The sequence below is a fragment of the Cellulosimicrobium cellulans genome (assembly GCF_042723955.1).
In the GTDB taxonomy this organism is placed as follows: Bacteria; Actinomycetota; Actinomycetes; order Actinomycetales; family Cellulomonadaceae; genus Cellulosimicrobium; species Cellulosimicrobium cellulans_H.
On sequence record NZ_JBHXIC010000008.1, the window covers coordinates 19,153 to 35,298 of the forward strand.

The 16,146-nt window shown below is 74.9% G+C and carries 17 protein-coding genes; 10 read left to right on the forward strand and 7 right to left on the reverse strand.

Annotated features, from left to right (window positions below; translation table 11 throughout):
• Positions 1 to 9 precede the first annotated feature (9 nt).
• A complete protein-coding gene (locus tag ACFWH7_RS03900; RefSeq protein ID WP_378215125.1) occupies positions 10 to 1,497 on the reverse strand; it encodes an MFS transporter in 1,488 nt (495 codons plus the stop codon).
• Positions 1,498 to 1,599: 102 nt separating this feature from the next.
• On the opposite strand from ACFWH7_RS03900, the gene ACFWH7_RS03905 reads away from it, so the two are divergent.
• Positions 1,600 to 2,052 carry a MarR family winged helix-turn-helix transcriptional regulator gene (locus ACFWH7_RS03905; RefSeq protein ID WP_378215126.1) on the forward strand — a complete coding sequence of 151 codons (453 nt, stop codon included), beginning with the start codon at positions 1,600 to 1,602 and terminating at the stop codon, positions 2,050 to 2,052.
• A gap of 6 nt (positions 2,053 to 2,058) precedes the next feature.
• On the opposite strand, the gene ACFWH7_RS03910 is transcribed toward ACFWH7_RS03905, so the two are convergent.
• The gene (locus ACFWH7_RS03910; protein WP_378215128.1) at positions 2,059 to 3,441 is read right to left on the reverse strand and encodes an MFS transporter; all 1,383 of its coding nucleotides are present in this window, start codon (positions 3,439 to 3,441) and stop codon (positions 2,059 to 2,061) included.
• A gap of 84 nt (positions 3,442 to 3,525) precedes the next feature.
• Here ACFWH7_RS03910 and ACFWH7_RS03915 point away from each other — a divergent pair, with 84 nt between their 5' ends.
• Together ACFWH7_RS03915 and ACFWH7_RS03920 are read left to right on the forward strand one after the other, a co-directional pair.
• Positions 3,526 to 4,167: a TetR/AcrR family transcriptional regulator gene (locus ACFWH7_RS03915; protein WP_378215129.1), complete on the forward strand. Its 642-nt coding sequence runs from the start codon at positions 3,526 to 3,528 to the stop codon at positions 4,165 to 4,167.
• Positions 4,164 to 4,799, forward strand: a complete 636-nt coding sequence (locus tag ACFWH7_RS03920; protein WP_378215130.1) for a hypothetical protein — start codon at positions 4,164 to 4,166, stop codon at positions 4,797 to 4,799. The genes ACFWH7_RS03915 and ACFWH7_RS03920 overlap by 4 nt, the downstream gene beginning before the upstream one ends.
• Positions 4,800 to 4,847: 48 nt before the next feature.
• On the opposite strand, the gene ACFWH7_RS03925 is transcribed toward ACFWH7_RS03920, so the two are convergent.
• The gene (locus tag ACFWH7_RS03925) at positions 4,848 to 5,612 is read right to left on the reverse strand and encodes an SDR family oxidoreductase (protein WP_378215131.1); all 765 of its coding nucleotides are present in this window, start codon (positions 5,610 to 5,612) and stop codon (positions 4,848 to 4,850) included.
• Between the two features lie 100 nt (positions 5,613 to 5,712).
• Here ACFWH7_RS03925 and ACFWH7_RS03930 point away from each other — a divergent pair, with 100 nt between their 5' ends.
• Both ACFWH7_RS03930 and ACFWH7_RS03935 read left to right on the forward strand, forming a co-directional pair.
• A complete protein-coding gene (locus tag ACFWH7_RS03930) occupies positions 5,713 to 6,570 on the forward strand; it encodes a helix-turn-helix transcriptional regulator (RefSeq protein ID WP_378215132.1) in 858 nt (285 codons plus the stop codon).
• Positions 6,571 to 6,693: 123 nt separating this feature from the next.
• Positions 6,694 to 7,263 carry a dihydrofolate reductase family protein gene (locus tag ACFWH7_RS03935; protein ID WP_378215133.1) on the forward strand — a complete coding sequence of 190 codons (570 nt, stop codon included), beginning with the start codon at positions 6,694 to 6,696 and terminating at the stop codon, positions 7,261 to 7,263.
• Positions 7,264 to 7,279: 16 nt separating this feature from the next.
• Here the strand turns inward: ACFWH7_RS03935 and ACFWH7_RS03940 are convergent, their stop codons facing one another.
• Entirely contained in the window at positions 7,280 to 7,660 is a 381-nt protein-coding gene (locus ACFWH7_RS03940; protein WP_378215134.1) for a VOC family protein, read from the reverse strand.
• A gap of 94 nt (positions 7,661 to 7,754) precedes the next feature.
• On the opposite strand from ACFWH7_RS03940, the gene ACFWH7_RS03945 reads away from it, so the two are divergent.
• Complete coding sequence (locus tag ACFWH7_RS03945) at positions 7,755 to 9,017, forward strand: AI-2E family transporter (RefSeq protein ID WP_378215135.1); 1,263 nt, start codon at positions 7,755 to 7,757, stop codon at positions 9,015 to 9,017.
• 43 nt (positions 9,018 to 9,060) lie between these two features.
• On the opposite strand, the gene ACFWH7_RS03950 is transcribed toward ACFWH7_RS03945, so the two are convergent.
• The gene (locus ACFWH7_RS03950; protein ID WP_378215136.1) at positions 9,061 to 9,900 is read right to left on the reverse strand and encodes an alpha/beta fold hydrolase; all 840 of its coding nucleotides are present in this window, start codon (positions 9,898 to 9,900) and stop codon (positions 9,061 to 9,063) included.
• Positions 9,901 to 10,041: 141 nt separating this feature from the next.
• Between ACFWH7_RS03950 and ACFWH7_RS03955 the strand changes: the two genes are divergently transcribed.
• Entirely contained in the window at positions 10,042 to 10,662 is a 621-nt protein-coding gene (locus tag ACFWH7_RS03955) for a DUF4334 domain-containing protein (RefSeq protein WP_378215137.1), read from the forward strand.
• Here the strand turns inward: ACFWH7_RS03955 and ACFWH7_RS03960 are convergent.
• Both ACFWH7_RS03960 and ACFWH7_RS03965 read right to left on the reverse strand, forming a co-directional pair.
• Complete coding sequence (locus ACFWH7_RS03960; RefSeq protein ID WP_378215138.1) at positions 10,626 to 11,819, reverse strand: NAD(P)/FAD-dependent oxidoreductase; 1,194 nt, start codon at positions 11,817 to 11,819, stop codon at positions 10,626 to 10,628. The genes ACFWH7_RS03955 and ACFWH7_RS03960 overlap by 37 nt on opposite strands.
• Positions 11,816 to 12,922 (reverse strand): helix-turn-helix transcriptional regulator, encoded by a 1,107-nt coding sequence (locus tag ACFWH7_RS03965; RefSeq protein WP_378215139.1) that lies wholly within the window; start codon positions 12,920 to 12,922, stop codon positions 11,816 to 11,818. The genes ACFWH7_RS03960 and ACFWH7_RS03965 overlap by 4 nt, the downstream gene beginning before the upstream one ends.
• Positions 12,923 to 13,056: 134 nt before the next feature.
• On the opposite strand from ACFWH7_RS03965, the gene ACFWH7_RS03970 reads away from it, so the two are divergent.
• The 3 genes from ACFWH7_RS03970 (at position 13,057) to ACFWH7_RS03980 (ending at position 16,107) form a co-directional block, all read left to right on the forward strand.
• Positions 13,057 to 13,473: a VOC family protein gene (locus tag ACFWH7_RS03970; RefSeq protein WP_378215140.1), complete on the forward strand. Its 417-nt coding sequence runs from the start codon at positions 13,057 to 13,059 to the stop codon at positions 13,471 to 13,473.
• A 146-nt stretch (positions 13,474 to 13,619) separates the two neighbouring features.
• Positions 13,620 to 15,101, forward strand: coding sequence for a trypsin-like serine peptidase (locus ACFWH7_RS03975; protein WP_378215141.1), 1,482 nt, complete (start codon positions 13,620 to 13,622; stop codon positions 15,099 to 15,101).
• Between the two features lie 4 nt (positions 15,102 to 15,105).
• Positions 15,106 to 16,107: an MvdC/MvdD family ATP grasp protein gene (locus tag ACFWH7_RS03980; RefSeq protein ID WP_378215142.1), complete on the forward strand. Its 1,002-nt coding sequence runs from the start codon at positions 15,106 to 15,108 to the stop codon at positions 16,105 to 16,107.
• The last annotated feature ends 39 nt before the right edge of the window (positions 16,108 to 16,146 follow it).

A 16,146-nucleotide genomic window follows, 5' to 3' on the forward strand; every position in this document is an offset into this window, starting at 1 on the left:
AGCGCCGCGTCAGCGCTCGCGTGCCCCGACGAGCTCGGGCTCGCCGGGCCGACCCTCGAGCGGCGACGGCGCGGGTGCGGCGGCGTCGACCGAGGACTCGGCGAGGACGACGGTCCTCGCCGCGGGGATGAACGCCACGATGACGGCCGCCACGAGGGCCACGCCCGCCCCGATGGCGAGCACCGTGTGGAAGCCGGCCTCGCTGGGCACCGCGACGCCGTGCAGGGGGACGGTCATCTGCGCGAGCACGATGCCGACGACCGCGGACCCCGTCGTCGTCCCGAGCGACCGCATGAGCGTGTTGAAGCCGTTCGCGGCGGCCGTCTCGCTGCGCGGCACGGCGCCCATGATGATGGCGGGCATCGCGCCGTAGGCGAACGCGACACCGCTGTTGACGACGAGCCCGGCGAGCAGGATGCCCCAGGCGTGGCTCATCGCGAGCAGCGCGACACCGTAGCCCGCGGCAAGGACGACGACGCCGACGAGGAACGTGAACTTCGACCCGCGGGCGTCGCTCATCCGCCCGCCCACCGGGGAGAGCACGAGCATCATGAGGCCGGCCGGAGCCATCCAGAGCCCCGCCGCGAGGATCGACTGGCCGAGGCCGTAGCCGGTCTCCGCCGACAGCTGGAGGACCTGCGGGAAGACGAGCGAGCTCGCGTACATGCCGAACCCGACGAAGATCGACGCGACGTTGGTCAGCAGAACGCGCGGCTGGGCGGTCGTGCGCAGGTCGATGAGCGGGTCGGGCGTGCGCAGCTCCCACCAGCCCCACAGCCCCAGCACGACGGCAGCGGCCGCGAGCAGCCCGATCGTGAGCGGGGAGGTCCACCCCCACGCGGACCCCTTGGAGATCCCGAGGATCAGCGCGACGAGGCCTGCCGCGAGCCCGACCGCGCCGACGCCGTCGAAGCGCTGTCCGGCAGCCCCCGCGGGGACGGCGGGCACGAGCCTCCAGATCGTGAGCGCGATGAGGCCGCTCACCACGGCGGCGGCCCAGAAGAGCACGCGCCAGGAGGAGAACTCGATGACGGCGGCCGAGACCGGCAGGCCGATCGCGCCGCCGGCGCCGAGCGTCGCGCTCACCGTGGCGATGGCCGACGACAGCCGCTCCTTCGGCACCACGTCGCGCAGCAGCGCGATGCCGAGCGGCACCATGCCGGACCCGAGTCCCTGCAGCGCGCGCCCGAGGATCATGACCTGCACGTTCGGGGCGATCGCGCAGACCACGGCGCCCACGGCGAGCGGCAGCGCGAGCGCGAGGAGCATCCGGCGCTTGCCGAAGAGGTCGCCGAGGCGCCCCGAGATCGGGACCGCGACCGCCGCCGCGAGCAGCGTGGCTGTGAAGACCCAGGCGGTGTTGTCCGACGTGGTCGAGAAGATCCCGGGGAGCAGCGCGACGAGCGGGGTGACCATCGTCTGCGTGAACGCGGAGGCGATGCCGGCGGAGGCGAGCGCGGCGATCACCAGCCCGGGGCGGGCGGGAGCCTGTGGCATGCGGGGAGAGTCCTTCCGACGTGCGGTGCGCTAGGTATGCACCATGCATATGCACTATACACATCGACTGGTAGGGTGGTGCCCAGCGCGAGGAGGGCCGCCATGAACCGTCGCATCGGCGACATCGAGTACGAGCAGATGCTGCTGAGCCGGCACACGATCGCCCGGCAGCAGCGGGGGCGCACGCTCGAGCGCAGCTCGTACCTCCTGCTGAGCCGCATCCAGGCCGACGGGCCGCGGTCGATCGGCGAGCTCAGCGAGTCGCTGCGCCTCGACGCGTCGACCCTCCAGCGACAGACCACGGCGGCCGTGCGCGACGGCCTGCTCGAGCGCGTGGAGGACCCTGCGGGCGGCGTCGCGCGCAAGTTCGCGGTGACCGACCTCGGGCGCGAGCGCCTGGTGCAGGTGCGCGACCGGTCGATCGCCGCGCTCGGTCGCATCCTCGCCGACTGGACCGACGGCGAGGTCGCCGACTTCGCGGACGCCCTGCACCGGTTCAACGTCGACATCGAGCGGTACAGCGACGCGGTCCGGCACGCCGACCGCGACGGGTAGGGCTCGTCAGCGGCGCGGCAGCAGGGCGACCGCGACCGCACCCCCCACGAGCGCGGTGAGCGCCGCGAACCCGAACCCGGTCTCGATCCCGCTCGACGCGCCGTCGGCGATCCCGGCGGCCGCGACGCTCGAGATGACGGCCGCGCCGAGCGCCGCGCCGAACTCGTGGAACGTGCTGACGATGCCGGACGCGGTGCCGGCCTCGTGGGGCGCGACGCGACCGAGCGCCGTGGCCGACGCGACGACGAAGAGCGCGCCGATCCCGGCGGAGGCGACCGCCATGCCGACGACGGCGGCGGGGACGCCGTCCAGCGTCGCGGGGAGCGCGAGCCCGCCGGTGACGACGATCGCGGCGGCGAGCGTGAGCTGCTGCGCGCCCGTGCGCGCGAGGAGCGTCCCCGTGAGCTGGGACCCTGCCATGGTCGCGAGGGCCACGGGGAGGAAGAGCAGGCCGGTGGGGACGGGGCCGAGGTCGTGGACGCGCTGCAGCAGGAACGAGCCGAGGAAGAACACCGCGATCATGAGTGCGGTCGCGACCAGGATGAGGAACGTGCCCGCGCGCACGGGCGGGCGGGCGAGGAGCCGGAGGTCCATGAGCGGTGCTGCCGTCGTGCGCTGCCACAGCCCGAACGCGACGTAGAGGACGGCGCCGACCCCGAGCCAGACGAGGGTCCCGGCGTCGGTCCAGCCGCGGTCGCCCGCGCCGATGAGCGCGTAGATGACCGCGCCGGTGGCGGCCGTGACGAGCGCGGCGCCGAGCAGGTCGAGGCGGCGACGGTCGGTGCCGGCGACGCCGGAGGGCAGGAGGCGCAGGAGGGCGACCAGGAGCGCGAGCCCGATCGGCACGTTGACGAAGAAGATCCAGGGCCACCCGGGCCCCCCGGTCAGCAGCCCGCCGAGCAGCACGCCCAGGGCCGCGCCGCCCCCGCTGAGCGCGGACCAGACGCCCAGGGCCCGGTTGCGCTCGTCGCCGTCGAAGGTCGTGACGATCGCGGACAGCACCGCGGGCGAGAGCAGCGCGGCGCCGGCGCCCTGTGCGACCCGGCCGGCCAGCAGCAGCTCCGCGCTGCCCGCGAGCCCGGCGACGAGCGAGGCGAGGGTGAAGACGGCGAGCCCGGTGAGCACGAGGCGCCGGGACCCGAAGCGGTCCGCCAGGCGTCCCCCGAGCAGCATGAGCCCGCCGAAGACGAGCGTGTAGGCGCTCACGACCCATGTCAGCGACCCGCGCTCGAGCCCGAGGTCGTGCCCGATCACCGGGAGCGCGACCGTGACGACGGTGATGTCGAGGATCAGCATGAGCTGCGCCGTCCCGAGCAGGGCGAGCACGCGCCACCGCCGCGGGTCGGGGGCCGTGCGCGACGCGGGGCGGTCGAGGTGGTGGTCCGTCATGGCTCCTCCAAAGTCGGACACCAGTGTTCGAGTTGAACGCTGCCACGCTAACTCGTACAGTGGTGTTCGACAAGGGAGGTCGACATGCCGAGCCACGCCACCCAGCAGCAGGCCAAGCGCGCGGACGCCCGACGCAACGTGCAGGCGATCCTCGACTCCGCCGCCGTCTGCCTCGCCCGGGACCCCGACGCGAGCGTCGCCGAGATCGCGCGGACCGCGGGCGTGGGCAGGGTCACGCTCTACGGTCACTTCGCGAGCCGCGCCGAGCTCGTGGACGCGGTGGTCGCCCGGGCCGTCGAGGAGGGCGACGCCGCGCTCGACGCGCTGGACCTGTCCGGCGACCCGCGCGACGCGCTCGTGCGCCTCGTCGCCCAGAGCTGGCTGACGATCGTGCAGATCGGCTCGCTCATGACCGCCGCGCTGGAGACCCTCTCGCCCGAGCGGATGCTCGAGCTCCACGAGCGGCCGGCGACGCGCGTCGAGCGCCTCGTCGAGCGAGGCCGCCGGGACGGCGTCTTCCGGACGGACCTGCCCGCGTCCTGGCTGGTCGGCACGCTCCACCGCGTGATGAACGGCGCCGCCGCCGAGATCGAGGCCGGGCGCCTCGAGCCCGACGACGCGGCCGCGACCATCGCCGCGACCGCGCTCGCCGCGTTCACGCCCCCCGGGCAGCCCGTGCCGTCCGTCCTTTCGCCGGGGCCGCTCGCACCCGAGGGGGCGTCGTGACGAGCGCGAGCCACGCGAGCCCCGCGCCGGGACCCGACGCGGGGCGCGGCACCGGTCACGACGCCGGGCTCGGCGTCGGTGACGGCGCCGGACGGGCGGTGCGCTGGCCGCTCGTCGCGGGCGTCCTGTTCGCCGTCGCGCTGGCCGTGGCCTTCGCGGTCGGCTTCTCCGACCCGGCGCAGGTCGCGCAGGTGCTCGTGGCCGCGGCCTTCGTCTACCTCGGCTCGGCCGCGCTCGGCCGGCGGTCCGCGGCCTGGCCCCTGTTCGGCCTGACGTTCGTGCTCATCGGGATCGGGTTCGCCGTCCCCGGGTTCGACCCGTTCTGGGCGATGCTCGCTGTCGTCGTGGTCCTCGCGGTGTACGGGCTGGCCCGCGGCGAGATCCGCCCGGCCTGGGGGATGCCGCTGCAGGTGGCGGCCATGGTGGCCGCGGTCGCCGTCGCGCTCGCCGTCGCCGCCGTCGGCCAGCCCTGGGCAGGCCTGCTCGTCGGCGTGGGCCTGCTCGGGCACGCCGCCTGGGACGTCCACCACCTGCGGACGCGCCGTGTGGTCGCCCCGACCCTCGCGGAGTTCTGCGGCGCGCTCGACGCGGTCCTCGGCGTCGCCGTGATCGTCCTCTCGCTCGCGGGGTGACCTCGCATGAGCCGCCGTCCAGGAGTGATCGCCACGGCCGGGCCGCCGTCAGCTCCCGTGCGGGTCGCTGGCGTTGAGGGCCGCGACGACCCGGTCGTAGTCGCCCCGCGCCTCGCCGAACCGCAGGAACTTCACGCGCTCGACGAGGATCTCGTGCGCGTCGGGCTGCGTGCGGAGCAGGTCGACGACCTCGGCCACGAACGCGTCGAGCGGCATGGCGAACGCGCTCTCGCGCTGGCCGGGCATGAGGTCGGTCGCGACGGACGGCGGGACCAGCTCGACGACGTCGACGCTCGTGTCCGCGAGCTGGAGGCGCACCGCCTCGCTGAGCATGTGGATCGCGGCCTTGGAGGCGTCGTACGTCGGCGTGACCTTCAGGGGCGTGAACGCGAGGCCGGACGACACGGTGACGATCGTCGCGTGCGGGCGGGTCTGCAGGTGCTCGACGAACGCGCCGATCAGACGGATCGGCCCGAGCACGTTGGTCGTGATCGTCTCCTCGGCGGTGTCGAGGAAGCCCTCGGGGTGGTGCCAGTCCTCGGTGCGCATGATGCCGGCCATGGTGACGAGCGTGTCGAGGTCGGGGTGCCGCTCGATGACGTCCTTCGCCGCCGAGGCGATGCTCTCCGGGGCCGTCGTGTCGATGCGGACGGTGTCGAGGCCGGGGTGGTCGGAGGCGATCTGCTCCAGCAGCTCGGTGCGGCGTCCGCCGACGACGACGGTGCTGCCCTGCTCGTGGAGCGCGACCGCGAGCGCCAGGCCGATGCCGCTCGTCGCGCCGGGGATGAAGACGGTGCTGTTCGAGATGTCCATGCCTCGATCCTGAGGTGTTGGCGCGCGTCGCGGCAGAGTCCGGTGATCGGGGGACCGGCGATCCCTGGCACGGGCGCCGCGCACCCCGGACGATGGACCCATGGACCGTGCCGCGCTCGCCGACTTCCTCCGCCGTCACCGGGAGGCGCTGCAGCCGGGCGACGTCGGGCTCCCGGCCGGGCTGCGGCGTCGGGCACCGGGCTTGCGCCGCGAGGAGGTGGCGCAGCTCGCGCTCATGTCGACGGACTACTACACGCGCCTGGAGCAGCAGCGCGGGCCGCAGCCCAGCACGCAGATGCTCGCGTCGATCGCGCGGGCCCTGCGCCTGTCCGACGACGAGCGGGACTACCTCTACCGGGTCGCTGGGCACGGCGTCCCCGACCGGGCGACCGACCCGGGCCACGTGGCGCCCGCGCTCCAGCGCGTGCTCGACCGCCTGGGCGACACCCCGGCCCTGATCCTCAACCCGCTCGGGGAGACGCTCGCGCAGAACGACCTGGCGCGCGCGCTCTACGGCGACGCGACGGCCTACACGGGCTGGGACCGCAGCGAGATCTACCGCTGGTTCGCGTATCCGGAGACGGCGCGGTCGATCTACCCGGCCGACGACCGCGACCGGCAGGGTCGGGCGCTCGTGGCAGGCCTGCGGTCGGCCGTCGCGGTGCTGGGCCCGTCGTCGCGCGCGGGCGAGCTCGTGCGGGTCCTGCGGCGCGCGAGCCCGGAGTTCGCGGCGCTGTGGGAGCGGCAGGAGGTCGCGCGCCGGTTCGTGGACCACAAGACGCTCGTGCACCCGGTGGTGGGGGAGATCGAGGTGGACTGCCAGGCGCTGGCCACGGAGGACCAGCTCCAGGCGCTGCTCGTGCTCACGGCCGCTCCGGGCAGCGAGGCGGAGGAGAAGATCCGGCTGCTCGCCGTCGTGGGGACGCAGGACCTCGTGGGCGGATCGCCCCGGCTCTAGGGAACCCCCGTCGCGTCGCGCAGCAAGTCCACGAGGACGGTGCGACGGCGCACCGACGAGGAATGGCGTCGCCGGTGGTCTGACGGCGGTCCGGGTGAACACGAATCAAGGGAGATCGACGAGATGAGACCGCTGCGCTACTCGATCAACGTCACGCTCGACGGCTGCTGCCACCACGAGGCCGGGCTTCCCCCGGACGAGGAGTCGATGCGCTACTGGACCGCCGAGATGGAGCAAGCCGACGCCCTCCTGTTCGGGCGGGTGACCTACCAGATGATGGAGTCGGCGTGGCGCAGGCCCGCGTCGGGCGCGTGGCCGGACTGGATGGACGAGTGGGAGGTTCCCTTCGCCGAGGCCATCGACCGGGCGAAGAAGTACGTCGTGTCGAGCACGTTGAGCGAGGTCGACTGGAACGCCGAGCTGGTGCGCGGCGACCTGGGCGACGCGGTGCGGCGGCTCAAGGACGAGCCGGGCGACAGCCTGTGGGTCGGGGGCGTGGCGCTGCCCCTCGCGTTGGCCGATCTCGGGCTGATCGACGAGTACGAGCTCCTCGTGCAGCCGGTCCTCGCGGGGTACGGGCCGACCCTGCTCGCCGGCCTGCGCGAGCGCATCGAGCTCGAGCTCGTGGACCATGAGCAGCACCGGTCGGGGGCTCTTGCCGTGCGGTACCGGCCGGTGCGCGCCACGGCGTGAGGAGATGCCCTCGACGTCAGGGGTCGAGGCGCCGCCGCAGGAGACAGAACTCGTTCCCCTCGGGGTCGGCGAGCACGTGCCACGACTCGTCGCCCGTCTGCCCGACGTCGGCGGGCCGCGCCCCGAGGGCGAGGAGCCGCTCGAGCTCGGCGTCCTGGTCGCGGTCCGTGGGGTTGACGTCGAGGTGCAGCGGCAGCTTGCCCGCCCGCGGGTCGGTGCTCGGGCTGAGGATCAGCGTGGGCTGGAGGCCGCCGAACCCGACGCCCGGCGGGCCGATCTCGATCGACCCGTCGTCCTCCCGGTCGAGCTCGACGTAGCCGAGCACGTCGCACCAGAACCGGGCGAGCAGCTCCGGGTCGGCGCAGTCGAGGACCAGCTCGCTGATGCGGGATGCCATGCGACGCACTCTACGGAGCCTGGGGTGCTGGCACCCGGCGGGTGAGTCGCGATCGTGAAAGCCTGACCGTCACGTGCGGCGAGAGGGAGTCGGGATGGGGCTGGACAGACGGCGGTCGGGGAAGCGGACGGGCGAGCGCGCCGAGGCGGTGGCCGCAGGAGCCGTCGCGTCGCGCGACGAGACGGACCGCGACACCCCGGCGAGCGACCCCGGCCCGCCCGAGGTCCGCACCTCCGACGCGCCGTCGCACCCGTCGGGCGTCTCCGCGCTGTGGTCGGACGGCGTCGGCCGCGCCGGCACGCGCTCGGTGCAGGTGCTCGCGATCGTCGCCCTCGTCGCCGTCGCGGTGTTCGCGATCACGCGGCTCACGCTCATCGTGATCCCGGTGCTCATCGCGCTCGTGCTCGCCGCGGCGATCTCGCCGCTGGTGAGCCTGCTGCGGCGCAAGGGCGTGCCGTCGTTCCTCGCGACCCTCATCGCGCTGCTCACGCTCGTGGTCGTGCTCGGGGTGGTCGTCTGGCTGGTCGCGGCGGCCGTCGTCGACCAGTGGCCGGAGCTGCGCGACCAGGCCGTCGAGGGCTTCGACGAGCTCCAGGCGTACGTGCAGGACCTGCCGTTCCAGATCACCGAGGAGCAGATCGCCTCGGTGCGCGAGTCGCTCGTCGGGCTGCTGCAGTCCGACGCCGTAGGCGCCGGGGCGCTCGCGGGCGCCTCGCAGACGGTCGACTTCGTCGCCGGGTTCTTCGTCATGGTCGTCGTGCTGTTCTTCTTCCTCAAGGACGGCCCGGCGATCTGGGAGTTCCTGCTGCGCCCGTTCGAGGGCGCCCGGTACGAGCGGGGGCAGCGGATCGGCGAGACGACGGTCCGCACGCTCGGCGGCTACGTCCGCGGGACGGCGATCGTCGCGGCCGTCGACGCCGTCGCGATCGGCATCGGCCTCGCCATCGTCGGGGTACCGCTCGTCATCCCGCTGTCGGTGCTCGTGTTCCTGCTCGCGTTCATCCCGCTCGTCGGCGCGACGCTCGCGGGCATCCTGTGCGCGCTCGTCGCGCTCGTGGCCGTCGGGCCGGTCGAGGCGCTCATCGTGGTCGCGATCGTCATCGCGGTGAACCAGCTCGAGGGCGACCTGCTCCAGCCCGTCGTCATGGGTCGCACGCTGCGGCTCCACCCGCTCGTGATCCTCGTCGCGCTGACCGCGGGCACCGTGCTCGCGGGTCTCACCGGCGCCGTGCTCGCCGTCCCGATCGCGGCCTCGATCTGGCGCGCGATCCAGGTGTGGGACGGGCCGGACCTCCCGGCGCGGTTCGCCCGGCAGAAGCGGCAGGAGACGGTCGACGGCGCGCCCGCGTCGTCGTAGGACTGGCCGGGGCTGCAGTGGCGACGTCTCAGCAGCTGGCGGATCAGTCGTCCGCGTCGACGCCGGAGGAGGCCGCCCGGTCCGCGACCGCGGACGCCACCTCGTCGGGCGCGAGCGCGGGGAGCCAGTGCCCCGCGTCGAGCTCGACGAGCCGGTAGGGCGCCTCGACGTGCCGCTCGGTGTCCTCGGCCGCCCACCGGCCCAGCGCGGGATCGGACGTACCCCACACGTATGTCGTCGGGATCCGGGCGGCGTGTACGGGTCGGGTGGCGAGCGGCAGCGCGCGGTACCAGTCGAGGGCGGCCGTCAGAGCCCCGGGCTCGCGCATGAGCGCGCCGCAGCGCTCGGCCTGCTCGGCGGGCAGGCCAGAGCGGCGTAGCAGCGACGCGAGCCGCGGTCGCAGGAGCGCCTCGGGCAGGGCGGGGAGCTGGAAGAGGCCGACGTACAGCGAACGCAGCGACTGGTCGGACCGGACGAGCGCGCGGGCCAGGGCCCGCGGGTGCGGGGTCGACAGGACGGTGAGGCTGCGCACGCGTTCTGGCGCCCATGCCGCGAGCGCCCACGCGACGCTCGCGCCCCAGTCGTGCGCGACGACGTGCGCGGGACCGGTCCGATCGAGGAGGGCGAGCGCGTCGGCGACGAGGAAGTCGAGCCGGTAGGCCGCGCGGGCTAGCGGCCGGGCGCCGGGGGAGTAGCCCCGCTGGTCGAGCGCCACGGTGCGCAGGCCGCGCTCGTGCAGGAGCGGCGCGACGCGCGACCAGCACGACGAGTCCTCGGGAAAGCCGTGCAGGAGGACGACGGGCGGGCCGTCCGCGGGGCCGTCGTCGTGGACGTCGAAGGTCAGCGTGCCGCGACGCATCGTGGTCGTCCGAGGCGGGGTCATCGACCCAGCGTGCGGCCGGGGCGTCGCACCGGCAATCGGCCGGCGCCCCGGCGGTCCGCGGGGCGCACGAGCGGCGAAGAGCCCCGCCGCGCGTGAGGATCGGGGCAACACCACCCACCGGGCACGAGCGAGGAGCAGCCCATGACCCGTTCGGACGACGTCCCTGGGGCCCGTGCCCGGCTCGACGAGCTGGCCGAGCTCCGGCGCGGCACCACCACGGCCGGCGCGCTCGCGTTCTTCGACACGCTGCCGCCCGCCGACGTCGACGCGCTCGCCGGCCGGTGGCGCGGCGCGGGGCTGCCCACCGGCCACCCGCTCGACGGCGTCCTCGAGGCGCTGGGGTGGGCCGGCAAGCGGTTCGACGGCGTGCACGACGCGCACCCGCTCGTGTTCACCGCACCCGGGGGCGGCCCGCTCGCCGTCGACCCCGCGTTCGTGCCGCTCCCGCTCGTGCTGCGGTGCGCCCCGGTCCTGCGGCGGCCCGGAGTCGCGCGGGCGGTGCGCGCGCTGCTGCCGCTCGCGCGCACGCGGCGCCCCCGGGCGCGGCTGCGCACCGTCGTGCACCGCGGCGTCGCGACCGCCGCCATGACCTACGACGCGCTGCCCGTCGAGGACGCGTTCCGTGCCGTCGACGACGACACGCTGGTGGGCCTCATGGAGGCCCGCGGAATGGAGCGGCCCTTCTTCTTCGTGCTGCGCCGCACCGTGCCGATCCAGGTGCCGGGTCAGCCCACCTTGCCCTGGAGCAGCCGCCGCCAGTAGATCCTCGGTTGCAGGTACCGGTCGAACAGCAGCAGGCTGCGGCGCGGGCGCGCGAGGTCCACGAACCGGAACCCGGGGTCGGGCCGGCGCTCGCGGTCGAACTCGGCGAGGAGCAGCTCGGCGCGCGACGTCGTGACGGGCGCGACGGAGTAGCCGTCGTACCGCTGCATCGGCGTGCCGCGACGGCGGGCGGTGATGTTCCGGGCCACGACGGGCACCTGCCGGCGCAGCGCGCCGCCCGACGGCATCGCGTCGACCGCGGCCGCGTCCCCGAGACCCCAGACGCGCGGGTAGGAGAGATGCTGCAGCGTCTCGGGGTCGACGGCGACGAACCCGTCGCTCTCCGGCGTCGCGAGCCCGCTCTCGGCGACCCACGCGGGAGCGCGGTGCGGCGGCGCGACGTACAGCGCGTCGTAGCCGAGCTCGTCGGTCCCGTGCGGCCCGCGCAGCCGGACCGTGCGGTGCGCGGCGTCGACGGACACGAGCGTCGTGCCGGTGCGCACCCCGATCCCGAAGCGCCGCGCGGCGGCGCGCAGGGCGGGCTCGGCACGCGGGTCGTCGACGAGCCGCGGCGACTCGACGGCGAGCTCGACGTGGATCGCGTCCAGGACGCCGGTGCGGCGCCAGCGGTCCGCGGCCACGAACAGCGGCTTGAGCGCCACGGGGAAGCACGGCACGTGCCGGGCGGAGACCGCGAACACCACCCGGCCCGCCGTGAGCGACGACAGCAGGTCCCAGGTCTTGGACGCGAGGTCCGGCAGGTAGCTCGTCGCGGCGAACGGCGTCCGCACGGCCTGCTCCGCCCCGGGCACCGCGTCCCAGTCGACCTCCGAGCCCGGGCACACCGCGAGGTCCGCGTACCCGAGGGTGCCACCGCCCGCCAGGTGGACGAGGGAGCGCTCGGGGTCGACCGCGACGACGCGGTCGGGGTAGCGGTGGACGCCGTCGGGCACGACGTCGTCCTGGGGTCGGGTGAGGTCGTCGAGCGTCGCCATGCCGGCGGCGACGTAGGACAGCAGCGGTCGGTACTGGTGGGTGGTCCGGGGGTCGACGACCGCGACGTCGGGGCAGCCGTCGCGGCGCAGGCGTCCCGCGAGCGAGAGCCCGGCGTTGCCGCCGCCGAGGACGAGCACGTCGTGCTGCACGGGGGTGGTCATGACCGGTCCGTTCTGCCGGGGACGGGACGCTCCACGCTACGGCCGCCCCCGGTCGCACGCCGTGCCAGGCGACCGGCGACGGTCGCGCACGCCGCGGCGAGCTCGTCCGGCCCGGCCGCGAGCACGTCCGCGTCGAACGCCGCGGCCCGGGCGGCGAGCGCGACCCAGGACCACGAGCCCAGCGCGACCCGGCAGCGGTCGGGCCCCAGGTCCTCGACCGTGCCGTCCTCGACGAACGGGACGACGGTCGACGCCGGCGCGGCGAGCTCGACCCACCCGCGGCACGGCCACCCCGCGTCGCCACGGCCCGGCGCGGACCCTGCGGGCGTCGACGGCACGGAGGACCCGGCGAAGCGTGCCGCGACGAACGCGCCCACGTCGCCACCGGGGAGCTCACGGCGCGCGAACCGCGGCCCTGTCGGCACGCGGGGCGTGATGCGGTCGAGGCGGAACGTGCGCCAGTCGTCGCGGTCGAGGTCCCACGCGACGAGGTACCAGCGCCCGTCGCGGACGACGACGTGGTGCGGCTCCACGCGTCGCGGTGCCGTCGCGGCACGGCCCGGGCCGGGGCTCGCGCCGTCCGGGGTCTCGGTGCCGGTGGGAGCGACGGGCGCCGCGTAGTCGAGTCGCAGCACCTCGCGCCGGCGGACCGCGGTGCTCACGGCGATCAGGACGTCGAGGTCGACCGACGGCGCCGGGCGCCCGGGGTGCGCGGGGACCGGGGCCACGTCGACGGCGTCGACCCGGTGGCGCAGCCGCGCGGGCAGCACCTGGCGCACGGTCGCGAGCGCCCGCACGGCCGCCTCCTCGATCGCGTCGCCCGGCCCGCTGGCGGCGACGGTGCGCAGCGCGACGGTCAGCGCGACGACCTGCTCGTCGTCGAACAGCAGGGGCGGGAGCTCCGCACCCGCGTCGAGGCGGTAGCCGCCGTCGCGTCCGCGCGTCGCGACGACCCGGTAGCCGAGGTCGCGCAGCCGCTCGACGTCGCGGCGCACCGTGCGCGGGTCGACGCCGAGCCGCCGGGCCAGCTCGGGACCGGTGCGGTCGGGGCGCGCCTGGAGGAGCGAGAGCAGCAGGAGGGTCCGGCGCGACGTCTCGGTCATGCGCTCATGCTGGCGCACAATGCGGACACTCCTCGTCCTGATGGGCGGAGAAGGTGGTGGCACGAGCCCGGGCGACGTCCGGGAGCGACGGGCGCCGCGACCGCGGGCCCGACGACCGACCCGGAGGAGACGCCATGTCCGTCCAGACCACCCCGCACCTCAACTTCCGCGGCGATGCCCGCGCCGCGCTCGAGCACTATCGCGCGGTGTTCGGCGGCGACCTCGTGCTCACCACGTACGGCGACCTGGGTCAGGCCCCGGACCCGGCCGAGGCCGACCTCGTCCTCTGGGGCCAGGTCAGCGCCCCGAGCGGCTTCCGCGTCATGGCGTACGACGTCCCGGCGGGACGTCCCTGGAGCCCTGGCGAGGCGCCGTTCTTCGTCTCGGTGCGCGGCGACGACGTCGAGGAGGTCCGCGGCTACTGGGACGCGCTCGTCGACGGCGCGACCGTCGTCGCGCCGCTCGCGTCGTCCGGCTGGGCGCCCCTGTACGGGATGCTCACGGACCGGTTCGGCGTGACCTGGGTGCTCGACGTCGCGGCGAGCCGCTGACCCGGGGCCGGGCCCACCCCCCCACGTCGCGGGGCGGGCCCGGCCGCGCTCGCCGGCGTGCTGTGCGGTTCTGCGCCCCGTTCCCGTCCGGGTCGGCGTTCGCCCCCCTCCCTCCAGGTGCAGGGGACCGAACCGAGGGGGACCCCATGGCTGGAACCAGGAAGTCGGCACCGAAGAAGCCGAGCCGGCGCGAGGTGCCGGAGACGCCGGACACCGTCGACGCGCTCTACCCGCCGCTGCCCGAGCGGATACCGCTCACGCTCGAGTCCATCGCGGGCGACGAGCCCACCTACGCCGAGATGCTCGAGTCCATCTGCGGCGCCACCGACGACTCTCAACCCGTCGAGCAGTACGACGGCACGCTGGGCGTCACCACGGCGTACGTGAACGCCCACCAGAAGCAGGCCGTGCAGGTGCAGTGGAACACCGGGCTCGGCGGCGTCTTCACCAACCCGGGCAACGTCGATGGCGTCCGCTGGGGGAGCGGCACGCTCATCGCGCCAGACCTCGTGCTCACGTGCGGGCACCTGTTCGACCAGACCGCCGACGGGTGGGTCTTGCCGCGCCAGAACGGCTCGATGCAGGTCGTCACGCCGCAGCAGATCGCGACGAGCATGCACATCAACCTGCTGTTCCAGGTGGACGCGAGCGGTGTGCTGCGCACCGAGGTGAGCTTCCCGATCGTCGCTCTCGTCGAGTACCGCCTCGGCGGGCTGGACATGGCGGTCGTGCGCGTGGGCGGGAACCCGGGGAACACCTACGGGTTCACGGCCGTCGCGACAGCGAACCCCGCCGTGGGGGACATGCTCGCGATCATCGGCCACCCCGCAGGGATGCCGAAGCGGATCGAGGCCGGGCCGGCGACCACCGTGACGACCAACCAGATCCGCTACGACGACATCGACACGCTCGGCGGCAACTCCGGGTCCGGCATCCTCGGGCCCGCGGGCGAGCTCGTCGGCGTGCACACCAACGGCGGCTGCAATGCGGCGGGCACCGGGTCCAACTTCGGCACCGCGATCGCGGGCATCCGGGCCGTGTCGCCCACGCTCCAGGCGCTGCCGCACGGCGCGCGCACCGCGACTGCCGACGACGGGTTCACGTCCCTCGCGCAGGACGTCATCGCGACCGTCAAGGCGGCCGACCAGGTCGGCACGCTCCGGGCGGCCGACACCGCACGGGCGGTCGACGTGCTCACGATCCGGCAGGCCGACTCCCACACGGTCGCCGACCAGATCGGGACGTCGTTCCTCCGGGACCAGGGCGGGACCCCGCGGGCGCTGGACTCGATCTTCCAGGCCGACACCCGGTTCGCCGCCGACAACCCGGTCGCGACCGGGTTCGCGGGCGACGTCGGCACCGGGCCCGGCGACACGCTCCAGGAGGGCATCCTGGACATCGACGACCTGTTCGACCCCGTGGTGAACCCCGCGATCGGGCGGCTCGTCCAGGCGGGCGCGCTCGCGGGCGCACGGCCCTTCGTCCAGGGCGCCGAGTCCCTCGTGGACGACGAGGTCGAGGGTGAGGCCGTCGACGTCGTCGGCGCGCTGGTCGAGGCCGTCGCGGAGGCGCGGGCGACCCTCGAGGCCGTCGAGGCGGCCCTCACCCAGCTCCAGGCCGGGCAGTGACCCGATGATCGGCATCGTGTCGCACGCGGACGACCTCCACACCACGGAGGTCGTCCGCCACCTCGACGCTCTCGGCGCGCCCCACGTCCTCCTCGACACCGGCCACGCCCCGCGCTCGGTGGCGCTCACCTCGACCCAGGACGCGGCCGGGTGGCGGGCCGACTGGGTCGACACGAGCGCCGCGGGCGTGAGCGCCGTGGACGCCACGCAGCTGCGGGCCGTGTGGTGGCGGCGCCCGCAGCCGTTCGCCCTGCACGACGACGTCCGCTCGCCCCAGGACCGTGGCTTCGCCCACGGGGAGATCGCCGCCGCGGTGTCCGGGCTGTGGTCGTGCCTCGGCGCCACCTGGGTCAACGACCCGGACCGCGACGAGGCCGGCTCCCGCAAGATGTGGCAGCTCCAGGTCGCCGCGCGGCTCGGGCTGCGCGTGCCCCGCACGTGCATGACCAACGACCCGGCGCGCGCCCGCGAGTTCCTGCGCCGCGAGCCCGGTCCGGTCATCTTCAAGCCCTTCAGCGGCACGCCCGCCACGTGGCGCGAGACCCGACCGGTGCGCGAGGCGGACCTCGACCTCCTTGAGAGCGTGCGGTACGCGCCCGTCATCTTCCAGGAGGCCGTCCCCGGGTCGGACGTGCGCGTGACGATCGTCGGCACGCAGGTGTTCGCGGCCGAGCTGCGGACCGAGGAGTCGGGCTACGCCTACGACTTCCGGGTCGACACCCACCACTGCCCGACGGCGGCGCACGACCTCCCCGAGCACGTCGCCGCCGCGCTGCTGCGCCTCATGGACGTGCTCGGGCTCTGGTACGGGGCGGTCGACCTGCGCCGCACCCCCGAGGGGGACTACGTGTTCCTCGAGATCAACCCGGCCGGGCAGTGGCTGTTCGTCGAGTACGCGACGGGACAGCCGATCGCCGCGGCGCTCGCGGGCCTCCTCGCGCGGCTTGACCGCGAGGACGGCGTGAGGGCTGCGCGCCGGCGCACGTGGCGGAACAGCGCCGCGTGACCGGGCTCAGCGCCAGCGGTCGCGCCACCGTTCCCACGG